Source organism: Lipingzhangella rawalii (assembly GCF_031628175.1).
In the GTDB taxonomy this organism is placed as follows: Bacteria; Actinomycetota; Actinomycetes; order Streptosporangiales; family Streptosporangiaceae; genus Lipingzhangella_A; species Lipingzhangella_A rawalii.
The window spans coordinates 41,207-56,476 of the sequence record NZ_JAVLVT010000003.1; the positions used below are offsets into that span (position 1 = coordinate 41,207).

The window sequence follows — 15,270 nt, forward strand, 5'->3', positions numbered from 1 at the left end:
ACTGCATGAGTGGCCGGGTGCGAGTGGGACGTCGGTTGGTGGATGAGCGAGGCGGCGCGGCCTGCGGGCATGGAGCTCCCACACCGCTGTCCCCCGTGTTGGTCCGGGACGGGCCCCATCTCGTCACTCCCCCGTGGCGGCACGCGTCGACGGAAACAACCCCGCCCTGTCCATAGTGCCAGGGGGGTGTTCGTTCTGGTGCGGATCCTGGATGTGGAGTGCGGTGGCTACCCTATCGCCGCCGCCGCGCGGTGGGCTGTGTCCGGGGGCCCCGGACCGTCCCGGGGTAGTGTCCTGGTCGTCCTGGTCTTGCGGTGCGGCGTCGCCCGCTGCGGCCAACTGTGGGGTGCTGCACTGCTGCTCCCCGGTATGGGCGGCGAGGTAGCTACGGACCAGGATCCGGCACTCGACGAGGAGCTGGCTCTGCCCCTGGGGGGTGTCCCGGAAGGCGAGCCGGAGAACGGCGTCGGCCGCCTGTGTCGCCACGCCGATGAGTCGATCGAGGTGACAGTCCTCGGGCAGACTTTCCCCGAGGACCGACCGCAGCAGATCCACGATGACCTGGTGGCTGGTCTCGGAGACGTCCAACAGGCGGGCGTCCACATCCTCGCCGAAGTGCAGGGTGCGGAAACCGGGCGCGTGTCGGTGCATGTCGATATAGGCGTCCAGCACCGCGTCCACCGTCTGACACCAGCCGGTTGGCTGCACCTCCGCCAGGCGTCGTTGTGCCCACGAGCGCAGGGTCTGCGCGTGGATCAGGGCCAGTGCGCGGGCGACCGCCTGGCGGTCGGGGAAGAACTGGTAGACCGAACCGATCGCGACGCCGGCGCGTTCGGCGATGCGTGTGGTGGTCAGGGCCGTGTAGCTGCCCTCGTCGAGGAGTTCGGCGCAGGCTGTGAGCATCCGGTGGACCCGCTCACGGCTGCGTTGTTGGGTGGGCAGGCGGCGCAGTGGCACCTGCGTCAGGGCGGTACTCGCCAGGTTCGCGGCCTCGGGTCCGAACAGTACGGCTGTTGCGGTGGTCGGGTCGGGCGCAGGATCTGCGGCCGGAGGTAGGTCCGTTCCGGTGGCGCTGTCGCTCATCACACCGAATCAGATGTGCGTGCGGGCCCCACAGGTTCCCAGAGATTCGGTGCCGTTGTGCCGCGCGGCGCGACCCCACGGATGAGGCCCGGACCCGGCCGAATCCGCCGGGTCGCGGGGATGCGCGTGGCGGCCCTTGCCCACGGTGTCGGACTGTGAGCACTACCGTGGATCGGCGTGCAGGTCGAGACCACAGTCGCGGCGCAGCTCCTCCCAGTCGCCAATGGCCTCCGCGCGCTGTTCCTGCTCGTAGCGGACCGGGACCCCACCCTCGATGCGGGCGGGAATCCACTCGTCGTCCAGGACCTCGTCCTCGCGCATCGTGAGGCGCAGGACGCCGCTCTCCGCCGTGGGCCCGGAGAAGTTGTAGAAAACGAAGTTGCCCAGGCCGTAGTGGACGTAGGCGCCGTTCACGTAGCCCCCCGGGCTGAGGACGTGGGCGTGTCCGCCGACGACGGCGTCCGCCCCGGCTTCGATGATCTGTTCGGCGAGTTCGGGGGCGTGTGGGAGGGGGCAGTGGTCGCCCTCCAGCCCCCAGTGCAGGTAGACCAGGACGGTATCGGCCTGCGCGTCGGCCGCGCGGACCTCTTCCAGCATCCGGTCCAGCGCGGGGCCCTTGGTGGAGGCAAGGCCCGGCTGGTCCTCCTGGGCCGTCCACTCCGGGATCAACCGGGTGTCGAGGACGTCGGTGGCACCCAGGATCGCCACGTCGTTGCCGCGGACCTCCGTTCGGTAGGGCGCGTACGCGTCGTCGGCGTCGTGGCCGATCCCGACGATGGGGAAGTCCGCGTCCTCGGCATGGGCAATGGTGTCGTCGAGACCCTGCCGGCCGTAGTCCATTCCGTGGTTGTTGGCGAGGGTGGCCACGTCGATGTGGGCGGATTCGAGCGCCTGGTACGCCTCCGGTGGCGCGCGGAAGACGAAGTCCTTTCCCGGGGATGGTGTGCCATCCGTGGTGATGGCGGTCTCGAGGTTCACCATGCCGAGATCCGTGTCGGCGAAGACCTCCGAGATCGGTCCCACGGCAGTGGTGGGGTCCTCGCTGAGTCGGTTGGCGAGCATTCCCTCGAAGTGCACATCGCCGCCGAAGGCGACAGTGAACGCCTCCGGTTCGGGGGCCTCGGGTGATGGCTGGCTGGGTGCGGGGTGTCCGCCCGAAGAATCCGGCTGGCTGTCCGGGAGGCTGGTGCCCGATCCCAGGGTTAGCACCACCAGGCACAGAACGACCAGGGGCCCGCCACGATGCCAGCGTGGCGACAGTGTGGAGGGGGGCATTCGCGCTCCGGGGCGTGTCGGCGGTTGGTTCGGGTGGCTCCGGAGTGTGCGTGGGACCCTGACGTGGCACTGGATGTGTGCCCCAGGCCCCGGTTCGGGGTTCGGAGTCGGGGCCATGGTCGCAAGTTGGTGGCGATTGTGGCCACGGCGCGTTGTGCATCTGTCGCCGGTTCGTCATCCGGTGGTCGAGCTGGGACACGCCATCCGTGGGGCACCTCCCGGGGTGGGTGCAGGGGGCGGGTTCCGGATTGCCGCGTGATGGCCGCACGTGTTTCGTGTTCGCCGTGGCTGGTCCCGGGATGGGGTATCGGGCCGTCGCATTCGGCGGTGTCCCCCGTCCCGCTGACCGCGAGCCGCGCGGTTTGGGGTCGTTGTGGTCGTGGAGCCACCGCGCGGGGGCCGGGAAACCTGGACGCTCCCGCAATCCTGCCCGAGTGTGCCCTCGTTCGTCGGTGTTGTCGTCATTGTTCTATTTATTCTTCTCTGGTGGTGAATTCGCTCGCTCGGCGGCTCTGGACGCGGCATTGAGCCCTGGTGCACCCTTGGGTTGAACGTTCGTTTCCGTGTCCCGCGTCCGTCGTTTGTCGGTTTTGCCCCGGGTATTTTTTGAGATCGGCTTGGACGTTTTTCGGTCATCTGGTTACCGTTGTGGCGCGGTGCTGCTACCGTGACTTTTCCGGACGGTCGCTCATGTATCCGTTTCAGGAGCGCGTGACCGTCATGCGTGTTTTGGGGAATTGTTTCGGTGCTTTCCGTTGTGTCCCCCGGTTGTCATGTGCAGAGATCATGCCGGGAGCGCGAACTTCCCATCGAGAACTTTATGAATGTTCTTAGTAACACACTTCCAACGCGAGAGGACGTGCCTCACATGCGTAGTGGACTCATCATCCCCGCCTCCGTTGCCGCCATGGGTATGGCGCTGGCCCCAGCCGCCCATGCGGACCAGGACACCGACGGTTCCGGGGGTGTGGGTAGCGGCAACCAGATCAATGTCCCGGCCGACGTCGAGGCAGAACTGTGCGGCAATGCACTCGCCGCACTCGGAATCTCGCAGGCCGAGTGCACGGAGATCGCCGAGACGCTCTACGCGGCCAGTGACGAGGGCTCGGAGGGGCAGTCGTCGGATGGTTCCGGGGGTGTGGCCAGCGGAAACCAGATCAACATTCCGGTCAGCGCAGCCCTGGACGTGTGCGGCAACGCCGTTGCCGTGGGGGGAGTTTCCCAGGCCAAGTGTGAGGATGTCGTGACCGCCCTGGAGGAGTCCGAGGAGAACGAGGGCTCGGAGGGGCAGTCGTCGGATGGTTCCGGGGGTGTGGCCAGCGGAAACCAGATCAATGTCCCGGTCGACGTCGCGGTGAACATGTGCGGCAACGCCGTCTCGGTGCTCGGGGTGGCTCAGGGCGAGTGCAGCGACGTGGTGATCGCCCTGGAGGAGTCCGAGGAGAACGAGGAGTCCCAGGGGCAGTCGTCGGATGGTTCCGGGGGTGTGGCCAGCGGAAACCAGGTCAACGTCCCGGTCGACGTCGCCGCGGACATCTGCGGCAACGCCGTGTCTGTGTTGGGGATCGCGGAGGCCGAGTGCACGTCCACGATCAGTGAGGACGACAACGGCGAAGGCGACAACGGCGAAGGCGACAACGGCGAAGGCGACAACGGCGAAGGCGACAACGGCGAAGGCGACAACGGCGAAGGCGACAACGGCAAGGACGACGAGGACGACAACGGCAAGGGCGACAACGGCAAGGACGACGAGGACGACAACGGCAAGGACGATGAGGACACCGAGCCGGAGGCGGACGAGGCGACACCTCCGGACCAGGCCGACGGTGGCGACACGCTGCCGGTGACGGGTGCCGCCCTGGGTGGGCTGGTCGCCGCCGCAGTGGCCGCACTGGGGCTGGGCGGACTCGTTCGCTACCTGATGCGCCGTTCCGGGACGGCAGCCGAGCCAACCGCCTGAGCGGACTCCCGCGGCCCGGGGCCAGAACCACCCCGGGCCGCGGAATGGTGTCCGCACCCGATGCCCTGGCGGGGGCATCATCCCGGGACAACTGGGGTCACATACCCTCGGGGGCGTGCTTCATGTTCTACGCACGCGGCGGGTGCTCGGATTCGCCGCACTTGTGCTCGTACTCGTCCCGATTTTCATCGCGCTGGGTATGTGGCAATGGGACCGGTTCGAGGAACGGTCTGCGGCCACGCAGCGGCAGGAGGCGAACGCCTCCGCCGAACCGGTCCCGTTCGCCGAGCTGACCGAGGTCGGCGGGAACGTGTCCGAGGAGGACCGCTGGCGGGCGAGCACGGCGACCGGTCACTACGACACCGAGCATGAGTTCCTGGTCCGGCACCGGAGTACGGACGGGGGTCCCGGCTTCTATGTCGTTACCCCGCTGGTGAGTGCCGATGGGGATGCCGTCCTGGTCAACCGGGGGTGGGTTCCCCAGGAGGGCGCAGCGACCGACGGGCCGGATGTTCCGGAACCGCCCGGCGGCGAGGTCACGGTTACAGGCAACGCCCAGTTCGCCGAAACCGAGGAGAACACCGGGATCAGGGACCGTGGCGGGCTGCCCGAGGGACAGATCATGCTGATTAACTCGGACGTACTGGCCGAGCAGCTGCCCTATCCCGTGTACGGGGGGCACCTGGAACGCACCAGTGAAGACCCTGCTCCGGAATCCGCCCCCATGGCTCTCGAACCGAGTGGGTACAACTACGGTCTCAACGCCGCCTACGCGGTTCAGTGGTGGGTGTTCGCATTGATCGCGATCGGTGGCTGGTGCTTCCTGGTGCGCCGGGAACTGTACGAGCACCGCCGGGGCGGGACCAGCCCCGGCGGGGACGAGGATCCGGGGTCACACACCCGGGTGCAGACCGGGGCCTCGCTGCAATAATCGCACCATGACCGAACAGCCCGAGGCCGGTCCGGAGCTGGCGGCCGTCACCCGTCGCCGTCCCGATCCGGTGGAGAGCGCAGCAGCCAGCAAGCTGTGGTGGGAACACGTTGCGGACGAGTACCAGGCCGAAGGGGCGGTGTTCCTGCGCGATGTTGGATTCGTGTGGGGGCCCGAGGGTCTGGACGAAGCCCAGGCGCGGTTGCTCGGAGACCCCCAGCACCTCGCCGATGCCCGCGTCCTGGAAGTGGGATGCGGGGCGGCACAGTGCGCACGCTGGCTGCGTTCCCAGGGCGTTGCGGACGTGGTCGCGATCGATATCTCCTACCGGCAGCTCCAGCATTCGCGCCGCATTGACGACCACACCGGCTACGACGTCACCGTGGCCCAGGCGGATGGGCAGTACCTTCCCTTCCGGGACGCCAGCTTCGACGTACTGTGCTCGGCCTTCGGGGCCTACCCGTTCGTGTCCAACGCGGCGGCTTCCCTCCGTGAAGCAGCCCGGGTCCTTCGGCCCGGGGGCCGGATGGTGTTCTCCACCAGCCACCCCATCAAGTGGTGTTTCCCCGACGATCCGACCGAGCGTGGCCTGACCGCGGATACGCCCTACTTCGATCGCCGATCCTATGTGGAGGAGGACGCGCAGGGACGCGCGATCTACGTGGAGCACCACCACACGCTGGGGGACTGGGTCCGGGCCATCGCCGGGGCCGGCCTGCGGCTCGTCGACCTCGTGGAGCCGGAGTGGCCCGAGGACAATCACCAGGTGTGGGGTGGCTGGAGCCCCGTCCGGGGCCGCATTCTGCCGGGAACCGCGATCTTCGTGTGCGAGCGGGAGTCTGGATGAAGCTCAAACTGGACCTGCACGATATCTACAACAAGGGGCGGGACATCGACCGCGCCCTGAACGACATCATGACCGAGGCCATCCAGAAGAAGGCCAAGATGGTCGAGATCATCCCAGGTAAGGGCTCGGGACAGCTCAAGAAGCGCGTGCTGCGCTTCCTGGACCAGAAGGACGTCAAGCAGATGTACCACCGGGTGGAGAAGGACTCCAAGAACTTTGGCCGGTTGTTCGTGCACTTCAAGCACTAGGGGGACGGTGTGACGTCCTGCGGGTAGTGCAGGATCTGGGCCCGGTGCCCCGCGGCTTTGGCAAGCTTGGCGTCGTCGGTGAGGAGCGGGAGATCGAGGGCTTCGGCGAGCGTGATGTACATGGCGTCGTAGGCGGTGAGGTTGTCGCGAAGCTCGTGTACGCGTAGTTGCAGCGGTGTCATGGGATGACGTGTGATGTGCAGCCCCTGGTAGCGGTCCAGCATCGTTCGGGCTCGTTGCTCGGAGATCCGTACGTTGGGCTTGCTCGTGATGGACAGCCCGCGGACAACGCTGGAGACCTCGGCGTCGAGTAGCGTTGGGGCGTGTACCCGGCGCATGAGGCGACGGCGGAGTAGGTCGTCCTCACGGCGGGCCGCCAATAGCCTGATGATGATCGAGCAGTCAACGACGTAGCTCATCGACGACCGTCAGTCATGAAGTCTTGTAGGTCCTCGGTCGTGTAGTTGACGGGTTCATCCTCAGCGAGGCGCGCCATCACCTCGTCGACCGCCGGGAGAGACGCCTCCTCCAGGATCAGCTCACGCAGGTACGCGGCCAGCGGCAGTCCGCGGCGGGCGGCTCGCGCCTTGAGAGTTTCGACCGCCTCGGCGGGAACATCTCGAACTTGGACAACCGTCGTTTCGCCCATAGAGCCAGCATAGCATGCATTTCGCATGCATTATTCGGTATGGTGTGGCAACCGGTAGGCCTGCGTCACCTGCTCGGTCACGACACCTCCGGTTCGGTAGCGACGGTGACGGCGCGGGCGGCCCGCCGCTTGGCGGAGCGCTGCCCGTACCGGCGGGCGCACAGCGCGGTCAGGACCTCGGTCATGTCCCGCACCAGATCGTTGTCGGTGCCGTCGTCTTCCAGGACGACCAGGCGCCGACCGGTGGCTGTGAGCACTGACTCCAGGTGCTCCACGCCCAAGCGTGCAAGCCCCTTCGGCATACATTCCGGGGGCAGGGGCGTCGTGGTGGCGCGGTTCGCACTGCCGATATCGGCTGCATGCGCATCGTGTCACCGACCGTGGTCAGCTATTCGGCACCCGCCCGAACTTTCCGTGTGGGGCCGTGCTGGGGGGTGGGCGTGGGCGTTCCCACCGTAGTGACTGCTGCCTGCGCGGGGTCGGGAGCGGCGACGTCCCGAGTCCGCGCAGGCGGTTGACCCCGCGGATCCATGTCCGGGGTCCGTTCCCGCTGCCCGCTACGATGCCGCCCGAACACCCGACCCCAGGGGGCCGTGGAAGCAGTGCGATCAGGGCTTGCGCAGATGGTGCACCCAGGCCGGCGGGACGTTCGCGGCGATACGTTCCCGATCCACGCCGTATCGGGCGATGTACTCCTCCACCACCCAGGTGGACTGTGCCTGGCGCAGGTACTCGTCTCGGCGCCCGAACACCGCCCGGAACTGCTTTGTGCCCAGGTACCCGTAGAAGGACACGTGCCCACCCGGCCGCAGCACATCGAAGTAGTACTCCAGGATCGCCCGCACCTCGGACTTCTCGAAGTTCGCGAAGGGAAGACCGGAGACGATCAGGTCAAAGTTGCGCTCCGGTGGAAGCTCGGTGACCAGGCAGTGGTGGATGGAGGTCCGGTCCGCCACGGTGGCGAACGCCGGGTCCGTTGCCACCACCTCCTCGAGTCGGCTCACGAACCTTCCGTTCGACTCGACCAGGGCGAGGCTGTCCTTCTCCTGCATGGAGGCAGCGATCGCGACGGAGACCGGGCCGGTTCCAGCCCCCGCCTCTAGAATCTCCAGCGGGGCGTCCGCGGGATCGCGTTCACGGACGTAGCGGGTCAGGGCATTACACAGTGGAGCCGCACTGGGGGTGATGGATCCGGTTTCCCGGAAGGTTCGGAACGCCTCCTGGAGGAACATCCCGGCGTCCCGAACCTGGTCGGTGATCTGGCGGCTGTCGATGGGGCTGTCGCTGGCTGTCATGGCAGCCACCGTACCGCGCAACGGCTGGCCCCGCCGGAGCGATAGGGTACAGCGGCATGAGCTCCGACCAGCAGACCCCCCGCACCGCACTGATCACCGGAGCCTCCACCGGTATCGGCGCCGCCTACGCCCGACAGCTGGCCAGCCGCGGTCATTCGTTGGTACTCGTGGCGCGTCGGGAGCAGGCCCTCAGCGAGTTGGCGACCGAGATCCGGGAACGCTTCGGCGTCACCGCAACCCCGCTGGTTGCTGACCTGACCCAGGCACAGGACCTCGCACGGGTGGAGCGCCGGCTGGCCGTCGGCAACCCCGATGACCCAGCTGCCTCGGGGGAGTACCCGGAGACAGCGCCCATCGACCTGCTTGTGAACAACGCCGGGATGGGAGCCGGTGGGGCTGTTGCCTCCCAGCCGGTCGCGGAGTTGGACCGGCTCCTGGAACTGAATGTACGCGCACTGGTTCGACTGACCCGCGCCGTACTTCCGGCGCAGCTGGCCCGTCGCAGTGCCGGGATCACGATTCCCCTCGGCGTGGTCAACGTGTCCTCCATGGCGGCCGCACTGCCGGCTGTTCCCGGTAACGCGGCCTACGGGGCGTCGAAGGCGTTCGTGCGTTCGTTCAGTGAGAGCGTGGCCGCCGAGGTGCGTCCGCAGGGCATCACCGTCACCGTGGTCCTCCCGGGGTACGTGCGCACCGAGATGACCCGGGAGATGCAGGAACAGGGCGCGCCCGAGATCGCGTGGGTGGACAAGGACCGCGTGGTTGTGGACTCGCTGCGTGCGTGGGCCACCGGGCGCTCCAGCGTGACGCCCGGTGCGCAGTACAAGCTGGCGGGCGGGGTACTGCGCCTGGTGCCGTCGAGCGTGGCCCAGGCAGTGTTCGGCCGTCGGCGCGAGTAGAGGCGACACCGGCCTCCGGTGCTGTGCCGGCTGTCGTCGCCGCGTACCTCGTTCCGGTCTTCGTGCGCAGGGACGGATCCCGCGTTGGTCCCGGCGGGCAGCGGGGAGTCCCGGTGTGCGGGCGGGCGGTACCGGTACCGTAACCTGGAGGAGCGTCATCCACCGAGGAAGAGCACGATGAAGACCTTTGACGATCTGTACGCCGAGTTGGCGGAGAAGGCGGCAGCCCGCCCCGAGGGCTCGGGAACCGTGGCGGCGCTGGACGCCGGGGTCCATACCATCGGCAAGAAGATCGTCGAGGAGGCTGCCGAGGCGTGGATGGCCGCCGAGTACGAGTCGAATGACCGAGCGGCCGAAGAGATTTCCCAGTTGCTCTATCACCTCCAGGTGTTGATGCTGGCGCGCGGGCTGCGGCCAGCGGACGTCTACGCGCATCTCTAGGCCGGTTTGGGGTCGTCGCATCCGCAAACCGGCCGGTGCCGTCCGTGCTCGGGGCGTGTCCTCGCCCCGACGCCGCCCACGTCCGCCCCGGAAACCGCGAGGAATACCGAATGCCTGACCAGCTCCGTATCGCCGTACCGAACAAGGGACAGCTCGCCGAACCCGCCGCCGACATGCTGCGGGAGGCCGGCTACATCCAGCGCAAGGACTCCCGGGATCTCGTCCTGGTGGACCCGGACAACAACGCCGAGTTTTTCTTCCTGCGCCCCAAGGACATCGCCGTCTACGTGGGGGAGGGCATCCTCCAGGTCGGTATCACGGGCCGGGACATGCTGCTGGACTCCCAGGCCGCCGTGGAGGAGGTCCTTCCCCTCGGCTTTGGCGGATCCACGTTCCGGTTCGCCGCTCCCGGAGGCCGGGACATGCGTGTGGAGGACCTCTCCGGAAAGCGCGTGGCCACCTCCTACTCCGGTCTGCTGACCCAGTACCTCCGGGAGCGCAACATCGACGCGCGGGTGATCCACCTGGACGGTGCCGTGGAGAGCTCCATCCAGTTGGGGGTGGCCGACGCCGTCGCCGATGTCGTGTCCACCGGAACGACACTGCGGAACGCCGGACTCGAGACCTTCGGTGAGCCGATTCTGGAGTCCGAGGGAGTCGTGGTGCGGCAGTACGGCGCCGACACCGACCCGTCCGTCGAACAGCTGCTGCGGCGGCTGCGTGGTGTTCTCGTGGCCCGGGACTACGTGATGATGGACTACGACGTGCACGCCGAACGTTTGGACGACGCCGTGGCGCTCACCCCGGGAATGGAGGGTCCGACCGTCTCCCCGCTGCACCGGGAGGGGTGGGTGGCGGTCCGCGCGATGGTTCCGCGTCGGGATGCTCAACGCATCATGGATGATCTGTGGGGTATCGGGGCGCGCGCGATCCTGGTGACCGACATCTACGCCTGCCGGTTGTGAACGGCGCGGTTCCCCAGCCCGACCACGCCCCACGTGTTGTGGAGCGCACCATGGGGGTTTGCGGTGAGCTGGTGTTACGTGAGGTGGACGGCCAGTACGAGATTATCGCGGACGGGATGTTCCTCATGGACACCCGGGACGGCCGCTCGGAACGCGCGATGGTCAGTGCCGGCCTGCGAGCCCTACCCCGGGGACGCGTGGGCGTGCGGGTGCTCGTTGGTGGGCTGGGAGTTGGTTTCACGGCGCGGGCGGCCTTGGACGAGCCGAGTGTGGACCATGTCCACGTCCTGGAGCTCGAGCCCCGGGTGATCGCCTGGCATCAGGGACCGTTGGCGGCTGGGGCCGGTCACCTTCTGGCCGAGGACCGCTGCCTGATCGAGTGCGCCGACCTGGTGGCCTGGCTGGATGCGGCCGGATCCGTACCGGAAACGGCCGGCTACGACTTGGTCTGTCTCGATGTGGACAACGGTCCGGACTGGACGCTACGTACGGCCAATGCGTGGCTGTACGGGGATGATGCCCTGGAGCGGCTACGGGCGGTGACCCGACCGGGGGGAGTGGTCGCCTTCTGGAGCTCCGCACCGGCGCCCGGATTCGTCCGGTGGCTCACACAGCGCTGTTCGCCCCACGGGGGCACGGTGGAGACGGTGACGGTGCCCACCGACCGGGGGGAACCCGACACGGTTTACGTGGCACGCCTGGGGGGCTGACCCCGCGGTGTGCGACTCCGCCCCGGCGCCGGACGACACCGGGGCGGAGGTTGCCTCAGCTGGCGTCGTCCGAGCTCTGCTGCTTGGCGATCTCGGCCCGTACCTGCTCCATGTCCAGTTCGCGGATCTGGCGGATCAGGTCCTCCAGCGACTCTTCGTTCAGGGCACCGGCCTCCTGGTACAGCACGGTGCGCTCCCGGACCGCCATGAGTGTCGGGATGGAGCTGATCCCGAACTCGCGGGCAATCATCTGCTGTGCCTCGGTGTCCACCTTGCCGAAGACGATGTCCGGGTGCTTCTCCGAAACGCGTTCGTAGACGGGGCCGAACTGCTGGCATGGACCGCACCACTCGGCCCAGAAGTCGACCAGGACGACGTCGTTCCCGGTCAGGGTTTCGTTGAAGTTCTCGGTGGTGAGCTCGAGTGTTGCCACTGTCTGCCCCTATGTCATATCGATGTGCTCGGATGAGCGGTGCATGCTCTCCCTGCGCTACAGCGGCACGGAACCATGGATTGTTCCTGGCCGCTGGATCCGGCCCGTGAGCACCCCGGTGCGGACACGAAGGAGCCCTGGTGAGTACGGTCTCAGCACAGTCCGGTGGCGATGACCCACCGGAGCCGAATCCAGACGTGAAGTCGCGTCAGGTCAGGGAGCCAGACTATCGGTTCACGCTGGCCAACGAGCGTACGTTCTTGGCCTGGATGCGTACGGCACTGGCGTTGTTGGCGGGCGGTGTGGCCGTGTTGTATCTGGTGCCCCTGGACTGGGGCGGTCCGGTGCGGCTCCTGGTCGGCCTCTGCCTCACGATCCTGGCCCTGGTGGTGGCGTGTTGGGCGCCGTTGCGGTGGACACGGGTGCAACGTGCGATGCGGCGAGAGGAACCGCTGCCGACGTCGCTGCTGCCCCTGTTCACGACGGTGGCCCTGGCCGGGGTGATCCTGGTTGTTCTGGTGGGACCCCTCCTGTGAGTGGGAGTCGCGCCGGGGGCGAGGATCCCGGTCTCCAGGCGGAACGTACCCTGCTGTCCTGGCAGCGCACGGTGGCGTCGTTGGTGGTCGTGGCGGCTCTGTACCTGCGGGACCCGGGCGTGCTGGTTGTGGCGGGCACGCATCGGCAGGTGGACGGCCGACTGCTGGTGGTGGGTCTGCTCCTGGCCGCGGCTGGGGTCCTCATCGCCGTGCTGCGCGTGCGGTGGCGCCGTACCCGGCACGGTGTCCTGGACCACCGGACGGGGGCCCCGCCGGCCCCGTTGGCACCTCCGTGGCTGATCGTGGCGGTGAGTGGGATCGTCGTTGGGTTGGGTGTGGCGGTCCTGGCCGATGTTGGACTGGGATGGACCGGGGTGCCCCCGTGACCAGGGGCGCCCCCGCGCTGCTGCTACCGGGGTGTGGCCGGAATCCGCGTTGAGGGGGTGCCGGCGGGCCGGGCCTCGATGATGGAGGTGATGATGCGGTCCAGGTCGTACTCGGGCTGGTAGCCGATCAGTTCGGTGGCGAGCGAAATGTCGGGCATGCGGCGCTGCATGTCCTCGTAGCCGGGGCCGTAGGCCTCCGTGTACGGAACGAAGGAGACCTCGCTGCGGGAGTTGGCGAGCTCGCGGACGCGGTCGGCCAGCCCCTTGATGGAGACCTCCTCGACACCGCCGAGATTGACGGCGCGATGGTGGGCGGTAGGGGTATCGAGCAGCGCCACGATGGCGGGCACCACGTCGAAGACGGAACCGAAGCAGCGCCGCTGGGTGCCGTCTCCGTAGACGGTGATCGGAGCGTCCTCCAGGGCCTGGGCAACGAAGCGGGGAACCACCATGCCGTAGCGTCCGGTCTGTCGGGGGCCGACGACATTGAAAAAGCGCAGGATCACACACGGCAGACCGCTCTTCTGGCCGTGGACGTAGGCCAGGAGCTCGTCCAGTCCCTTGGCCGCGGCGTAGGACCAGCGGCTCTTGAGGGGTGATCCGAGGACACGGTCGGCGTCCTCCCGCAGCCCCGGGCTGTCGTTCTTACCGTAGACCTCGCTCGTGGAGGCGACCGTGAACCGGGCGCCGTGGCGTACCGCCGCCTCGACGACGTTCTCGGTTCCGGTGAGATTCGTGCGCAGCGACTCCAGGGGACGATCCACGATCGTATGGACACCGACGGCCGCGGCCAGGTGGAACACCGTGTCCTGGCCTCGCACGCACTCCTCGACCCGGTCCTGGTCCAGGATGGAACCGTGCACGAACCGGATCGCCCCGTCGAGCTGGTGCAGATTCGCCATGGACCCGGTGGACAGGTCATCGAGGACCGTCACTTCGTGTCCGTTCGCGACCAGATAGTCGCACAGGTGGGAGCCGATGAATCCGGCACCGCCCGTGACCAGAGCCTTCACTGAAATACCCTCCGTGAGAAACAAGACGAGCTGCGGCTCAGCACCGAAACCGCAGAACCGACCGGTACGGCTGCCGGTCTCAGACCAGCAGGCGCATGACGTGGAACCCTTCGGCCAGTGCGACCCCACCCTGCATTCCGCGCAGGGTCGCCAGGCTGCGCAGGGTCGGTTCGGATCGCGTGTGGGGATGTTGGTGCATCTGTGTTCCATACAGACGCATTGCCGAGATCTTGGCGTCGAGGTCGGCGTCGCTCAGCTCCACGAGCAGACTGGGAGCGGGACAGCTGTCATACCGCCACTGGTCGGCCGCCTCCTCGTAGGACAACACCAGCCGGGGATGGTGCCGCAGCCGGGTGTTGGACGGCCGTAGGGCCGTATGCGCGGCCTCCGCCGTGACCTGGTGGTCCTGGTTGTAGCTGGTCCGGTGTGGCGCGACCACGATCGTGGGTTCCAGTTCGGCGACGGACAGCGAGCTGTACCGTTCGATGACACCGGCGAGGTCCACCCGGGCCACGGTGTCCAGGCGGAGGTGGTAGTCGTCGCCGGGAAAGGCGATGTCCCAGCTGTCCCAACCGAAATGGTCGGCCACCCGTTTGATTTCCCCGTATCGTTCTTCGGCGGTGGACAGGCCCGCCGGGGAGAAGTCTCTGGTGTCGCCGACGGTCAGGAACTGGACGTGCACGTCGGCCCCGGCCCGTTTGGCCTTGTTGATCAATCCCCCGCAGCCGAGGGTTTCGTCGTCCGGATGTGGGGCGAGGATGAGGATCCGTTCCTGGGACCAGTCGATGGTCATGAGTTCAGTCCTTCGTTCGGGGGATCCGATACTGGTCCGGACCGACGCCACTCGGCCCGGGGGACGGGTGCGTGGCGGGCGCCTGGGCACTATGGCGGGCAGCCCGCAGGATGTCGAGGGCGGCGGGACCTTCGTTGAAGAGCAGGTCCACCGCCGCCAGGCGGGGTCGGAACTCCGTGGACGGATTCCAGAACTGGGTGTAGCGCGGGTGGGCGAAGTTCTGCCACTCGACCGAAACGCCGTAGCGCGCGAACACCTCCTCGTCGACGTAGCCGCGGGCGCCATCTCCGGAGAGCATGGTGGTGGCTCCGACCTTGGCCGTGATCTGGGCCAGTAGCTCACTCTTCTGCCCGGGGAAGTCCCCCAGCTCGCTGGCGCGCACGACCGGGGTGGTGATGCCGAAGCAGCGCAGCAGTGCGTTGGTCGTGGCCAGGGCGAGCTCGTCCAGACGGTGCCACTCCCGGTCGTAGATCGCAGTGAACTCCGATCCGAACTCGTCCCAGAACGGAGCGTTCGAGTAGCAGTGATCTGCCATGCTCCGTCGGTGTTTGAGTCGCCACTGTTGGGAGTTGTCGATGTGTTTGTCCAGAATTCGTTCGTCTCGGCTGCGCTGCACAACCGGGACCGTGAGGAGGACCGGCCCGTTCTTGGATCCGAGGTAGTTGCGGTTCTGCCAGCCTTTCCGCTCGTACTGCACATGATCGAGGACGACGAACAGGTCGCAGCGATCAATCTTGTCGAGGTACCCCAGCCAGGGCAGGTAGTGCGGCTGGTGCATGGCGACGCGCACGGACGTTCTCCTCTGC

Annotated in this window: 20 protein-coding genes and 1 pseudogene; 10 read left to right on the top strand and 11 right to left on the bottom strand. The window is 67.5% G+C overall.

Going from position 1 to position 15,270, the window contains the following annotated elements; all coding sequences use genetic code 11:
- Nucleotides 1–123: 123 nt before the first annotated feature.
- Both RIF23_RS06980 and RIF23_RS06985 read right to left on the bottom strand, forming a co-directional pair.
- Nucleotides 124–1,083: a TetR/AcrR family transcriptional regulator gene (locus tag RIF23_RS06980; RefSeq protein WP_310911584.1), complete on the bottom strand. Its 960-nt coding sequence runs from the start codon at nt 1,081–1,083 to the stop codon at nt 124–126.
- Between the two features lie 162 nt (nt 1,084–1,245).
- Nucleotides 1,246–2,358 (bottom strand): CapA family protein, encoded by a 1,113-nt coding sequence (locus RIF23_RS06985; protein ID WP_310911585.1) that lies wholly within the window; start codon nt 2,356–2,358, stop codon nt 1,246–1,248.
- 913 nt (nt 2,359–3,271) lie between these two features.
- Here RIF23_RS06985 and RIF23_RS20780 point away from each other — a divergent pair.
- Nucleotides 3,272–3,919 (top strand): annotated as a pseudogene (locus tag RIF23_RS20780) (chaplin family protein); the annotation flags it as partial.
- 31 nt (nt 3,920–3,950) lie between these two features.
- Here the strand turns inward: RIF23_RS20780 and RIF23_RS20785 are convergent.
- The gene (locus RIF23_RS20785; protein ID WP_407659437.1) at nt 3,951–4,349 is read right to left on the bottom strand and encodes a pentapeptide repeat-containing protein; all 399 of its coding nucleotides are present in this window, start codon (nt 4,347–4,349) and stop codon (nt 3,951–3,953) included.
- 84 nt (nt 4,350–4,433) lie between these two features.
- Between RIF23_RS20785 and RIF23_RS06995 the strand changes: the two genes are divergently transcribed.
- Genes RIF23_RS06995 through RIF23_RS07005 form a run of 3 tightly spaced genes read left to right on the top strand, consistent with a single transcriptional unit; the run spans nt 4,434 to nt 6,344 of the window.
- A complete protein-coding gene (locus tag RIF23_RS06995; RefSeq protein WP_456085736.1) occupies nt 4,434–5,249 on the top strand; it encodes an SURF1 family cytochrome oxidase biogenesis protein in 816 nt (271 codons plus the stop codon).
- A gap of 7 nt (nt 5,250–5,256) precedes the next feature.
- Complete coding sequence (locus RIF23_RS07000) at nt 5,257–6,096, top strand: class I SAM-dependent methyltransferase (RefSeq protein WP_310911588.1); 840 nt, start codon at nt 5,257–5,259, stop codon at nt 6,094–6,096.
- Nucleotides 6,093–6,344 (top strand): Smr/MutS family protein, encoded by a 252-nt coding sequence (locus RIF23_RS07005; RefSeq protein WP_310911589.1) that lies wholly within the window; start codon nt 6,093–6,095, stop codon nt 6,342–6,344. Before RIF23_RS07000 ends, RIF23_RS07005 begins: the two co-directional genes overlap by 4 nt.
- Here RIF23_RS07005 and RIF23_RS07010 read toward each other — a convergent pair.
- The 4 genes from RIF23_RS07010 to RIF23_RS07025 form a co-directional block, all read right to left on the bottom strand.
- Nucleotides 6,341–6,763 carry a type II toxin-antitoxin system VapC family toxin gene (locus RIF23_RS07010; RefSeq protein WP_310911590.1) on the bottom strand — a complete coding sequence of 141 codons (423 nt, stop codon included), beginning with the start codon at nt 6,761–6,763 and terminating at the stop codon, nt 6,341–6,343. The two genes, RIF23_RS07005 and RIF23_RS07010, sit on opposite strands and share 4 nt — an antisense overlap.
- Nucleotides 6,760–6,993, bottom strand: a complete 234-nt coding sequence (locus tag RIF23_RS07015) for a FitA-like ribbon-helix-helix domain-containing protein (RefSeq protein WP_310911591.1) — start codon at nt 6,991–6,993, stop codon at nt 6,760–6,762. The genes RIF23_RS07010 and RIF23_RS07015 overlap by 4 nt, the downstream gene beginning before the upstream one ends.
- Nucleotides 6,994–7,070: 77 nt before the next feature.
- Nucleotides 7,071–7,295, bottom strand: coding sequence for a hypothetical protein (locus tag RIF23_RS07020; protein WP_407659415.1), 225 nt, complete (start codon nt 7,293–7,295; stop codon nt 7,071–7,073).
- A 306-nt stretch (nt 7,296–7,601) separates the two neighbouring features.
- On the bottom strand, nt 7,602–8,288 hold the full coding sequence (locus tag RIF23_RS07025; protein ID WP_310911592.1) for a class I SAM-dependent methyltransferase: 687 nt from the start codon (nt 8,286–8,288) through the stop codon (nt 7,602–7,604).
- A 56-nt stretch (nt 8,289–8,344) separates the two neighbouring features.
- Between RIF23_RS07025 and RIF23_RS07030 the strand changes: the two genes are divergently transcribed.
- The 4 genes from RIF23_RS07030 (at nt 8,345) to RIF23_RS07045 (ending at nt 11,303) form a co-directional block, all read left to right on the top strand.
- Nucleotides 8,345–9,187 (top strand): SDR family NAD(P)-dependent oxidoreductase, encoded by an 843-nt coding sequence (locus RIF23_RS07030; RefSeq protein WP_310911593.1) that lies wholly within the window; start codon nt 8,345–8,347, stop codon nt 9,185–9,187.
- Nucleotides 9,188–9,364: 177 nt separating this feature from the next.
- On the top strand, nt 9,365–9,628 hold the full coding sequence (locus RIF23_RS07035; protein ID WP_310911594.1) for a phosphoribosyl-ATP diphosphatase: 264 nt from the start codon (nt 9,365–9,367) through the stop codon (nt 9,626–9,628).
- A 110-nt stretch (nt 9,629–9,738) separates the two neighbouring features.
- The gene (hisG, locus tag RIF23_RS07040; RefSeq protein WP_310911595.1) at nt 9,739–10,593 is read left to right on the top strand and encodes an ATP phosphoribosyltransferase; all 855 of its coding nucleotides are present in this window, start codon (nt 9,739–9,741) and stop codon (nt 10,591–10,593) included.
- A gap of 50 nt (nt 10,594–10,643) precedes the next feature.
- On the top strand, nt 10,644–11,303 hold the full coding sequence (locus tag RIF23_RS07045) for a spermidine synthase family protein (protein WP_310911596.1): 660 nt from the start codon (nt 10,644–10,646) through the stop codon (nt 11,301–11,303).
- A 55-nt stretch (nt 11,304–11,358) separates the two neighbouring features.
- Here RIF23_RS07045 and trxA read toward each other — a convergent pair whose 3' ends face one another.
- Complete coding sequence (trxA, locus tag RIF23_RS07050; protein WP_310911597.1) at nt 11,359–11,736, bottom strand: thioredoxin; 378 nt, start codon at nt 11,734–11,736, stop codon at nt 11,359–11,361.
- A gap of 197 nt (nt 11,737–11,933) precedes the next feature.
- On the opposite strand from trxA, the gene RIF23_RS07055 reads away from it, so the two are divergent.
- Complete coding sequence (locus tag RIF23_RS07055; RefSeq protein WP_310912079.1) at nt 11,934–12,272, top strand: YidH family protein; 339 nt, start codon at nt 11,934–11,936, stop codon at nt 12,270–12,272.
- A complete protein-coding gene (locus tag RIF23_RS07060; protein WP_310911598.1) occupies nt 12,269–12,658 on the top strand; it encodes a DUF202 domain-containing protein in 390 nt (129 codons plus the stop codon). The genes RIF23_RS07055 and RIF23_RS07060 overlap by 4 nt, the downstream gene beginning before the upstream one ends.
- Nucleotides 12,659–12,681: 23 nt before the next feature.
- On the opposite strand, the gene RIF23_RS07065 is transcribed toward RIF23_RS07060, so the two are convergent.
- From RIF23_RS07065 to RIF23_RS07075, 3 genes are all read right to left on the bottom strand, one after another.
- Complete coding sequence (locus RIF23_RS07065; protein ID WP_310911599.1) at nt 12,682–13,671, bottom strand: NAD-dependent epimerase/dehydratase family protein; 990 nt, start codon at nt 13,669–13,671, stop codon at nt 12,682–12,684.
- Between the two features lie 79 nt (nt 13,672–13,750).
- A complete protein-coding gene (locus tag RIF23_RS07070; protein ID WP_310911600.1) occupies nt 13,751–14,464 on the bottom strand; it encodes a PIG-L deacetylase family protein in 714 nt (237 codons plus the stop codon).
- Between the two features lie 4 nt (nt 14,465–14,468).
- Entirely contained in the window at nt 14,469–15,254 is a 786-nt protein-coding gene (locus RIF23_RS07075) for a WbqC family protein (RefSeq protein ID WP_310911601.1), read from the bottom strand.
- Nucleotides 15,255–15,270 lie beyond the last annotated feature (16 nt).

Coding starts and splice junctions, on each gene's coding strand:
- RIF23_RS06980 (WP_310911584.1), bottom strand. CDS start 1,083: ATGAGCGACAGCGCCACCGGAACGGACCTACCTCCGGCCGCAGATCCT.
- RIF23_RS06985 (WP_310911585.1), bottom strand. CDS start 2,358: ATGCCCCCCTCCACACTGTCGCCACGCTGGCATCGTGGCGGGCCCCTG.
- RIF23_RS07000 (WP_310911588.1), top strand. CDS start 5,257: ATGACCGAACAGCCCGAGGCCGGTCCGGAGCTGGCGGCCGTCACCCGT.
- RIF23_RS07005 (WP_310911589.1), top strand. CDS start 6,093: ATGAAGCTCAAACTGGACCTGCACGATATCTACAACAAGGGGCGGGAC.
- RIF23_RS07010 (WP_310911590.1), bottom strand. CDS start 6,763: ATGAGCTACGTCGTTGACTGCTCGATCATCATCAGGCTATTGGCGGCC.
- RIF23_RS07015 (WP_310911591.1), bottom strand. CDS start 6,993: ATGGGCGAAACGACGGTTGTCCAAGTTCGAGATGTTCCCGCCGAGGCG.
- RIF23_RS07020 (WP_407659415.1), bottom strand. CDS start 7,295: ATGCCGAAGGGGCTTGCACGCTTGGGCGTGGAGCACCTGGAGTCAGTG.
- RIF23_RS07025 (WP_310911592.1), bottom strand. CDS start 8,288: ATGACAGCCAGCGACAGCCCCATCGACAGCCGCCAGATCACCGACCAG.
- RIF23_RS07030 (WP_310911593.1), top strand. CDS start 8,345: ATGAGCTCCGACCAGCAGACCCCCCGCACCGCACTGATCACCGGAGCC.
- RIF23_RS07035 (WP_310911594.1), top strand. CDS start 9,365: ATGAAGACCTTTGACGATCTGTACGCCGAGTTGGCGGAGAAGGCGGCA.
- hisG (WP_310911595.1), top strand. CDS start 9,739: ATGCCTGACCAGCTCCGTATCGCCGTACCGAACAAGGGACAGCTCGCC.
- RIF23_RS07045 (WP_310911596.1), top strand. CDS start 10,644: ATGGGGGTTTGCGGTGAGCTGGTGTTACGTGAGGTGGACGGCCAGTAC.
- RIF23_RS07070 (WP_310911600.1), bottom strand. CDS start 14,464: ATGACCATCGACTGGTCCCAGGAACGGATCCTCATCCTCGCCCCACAT.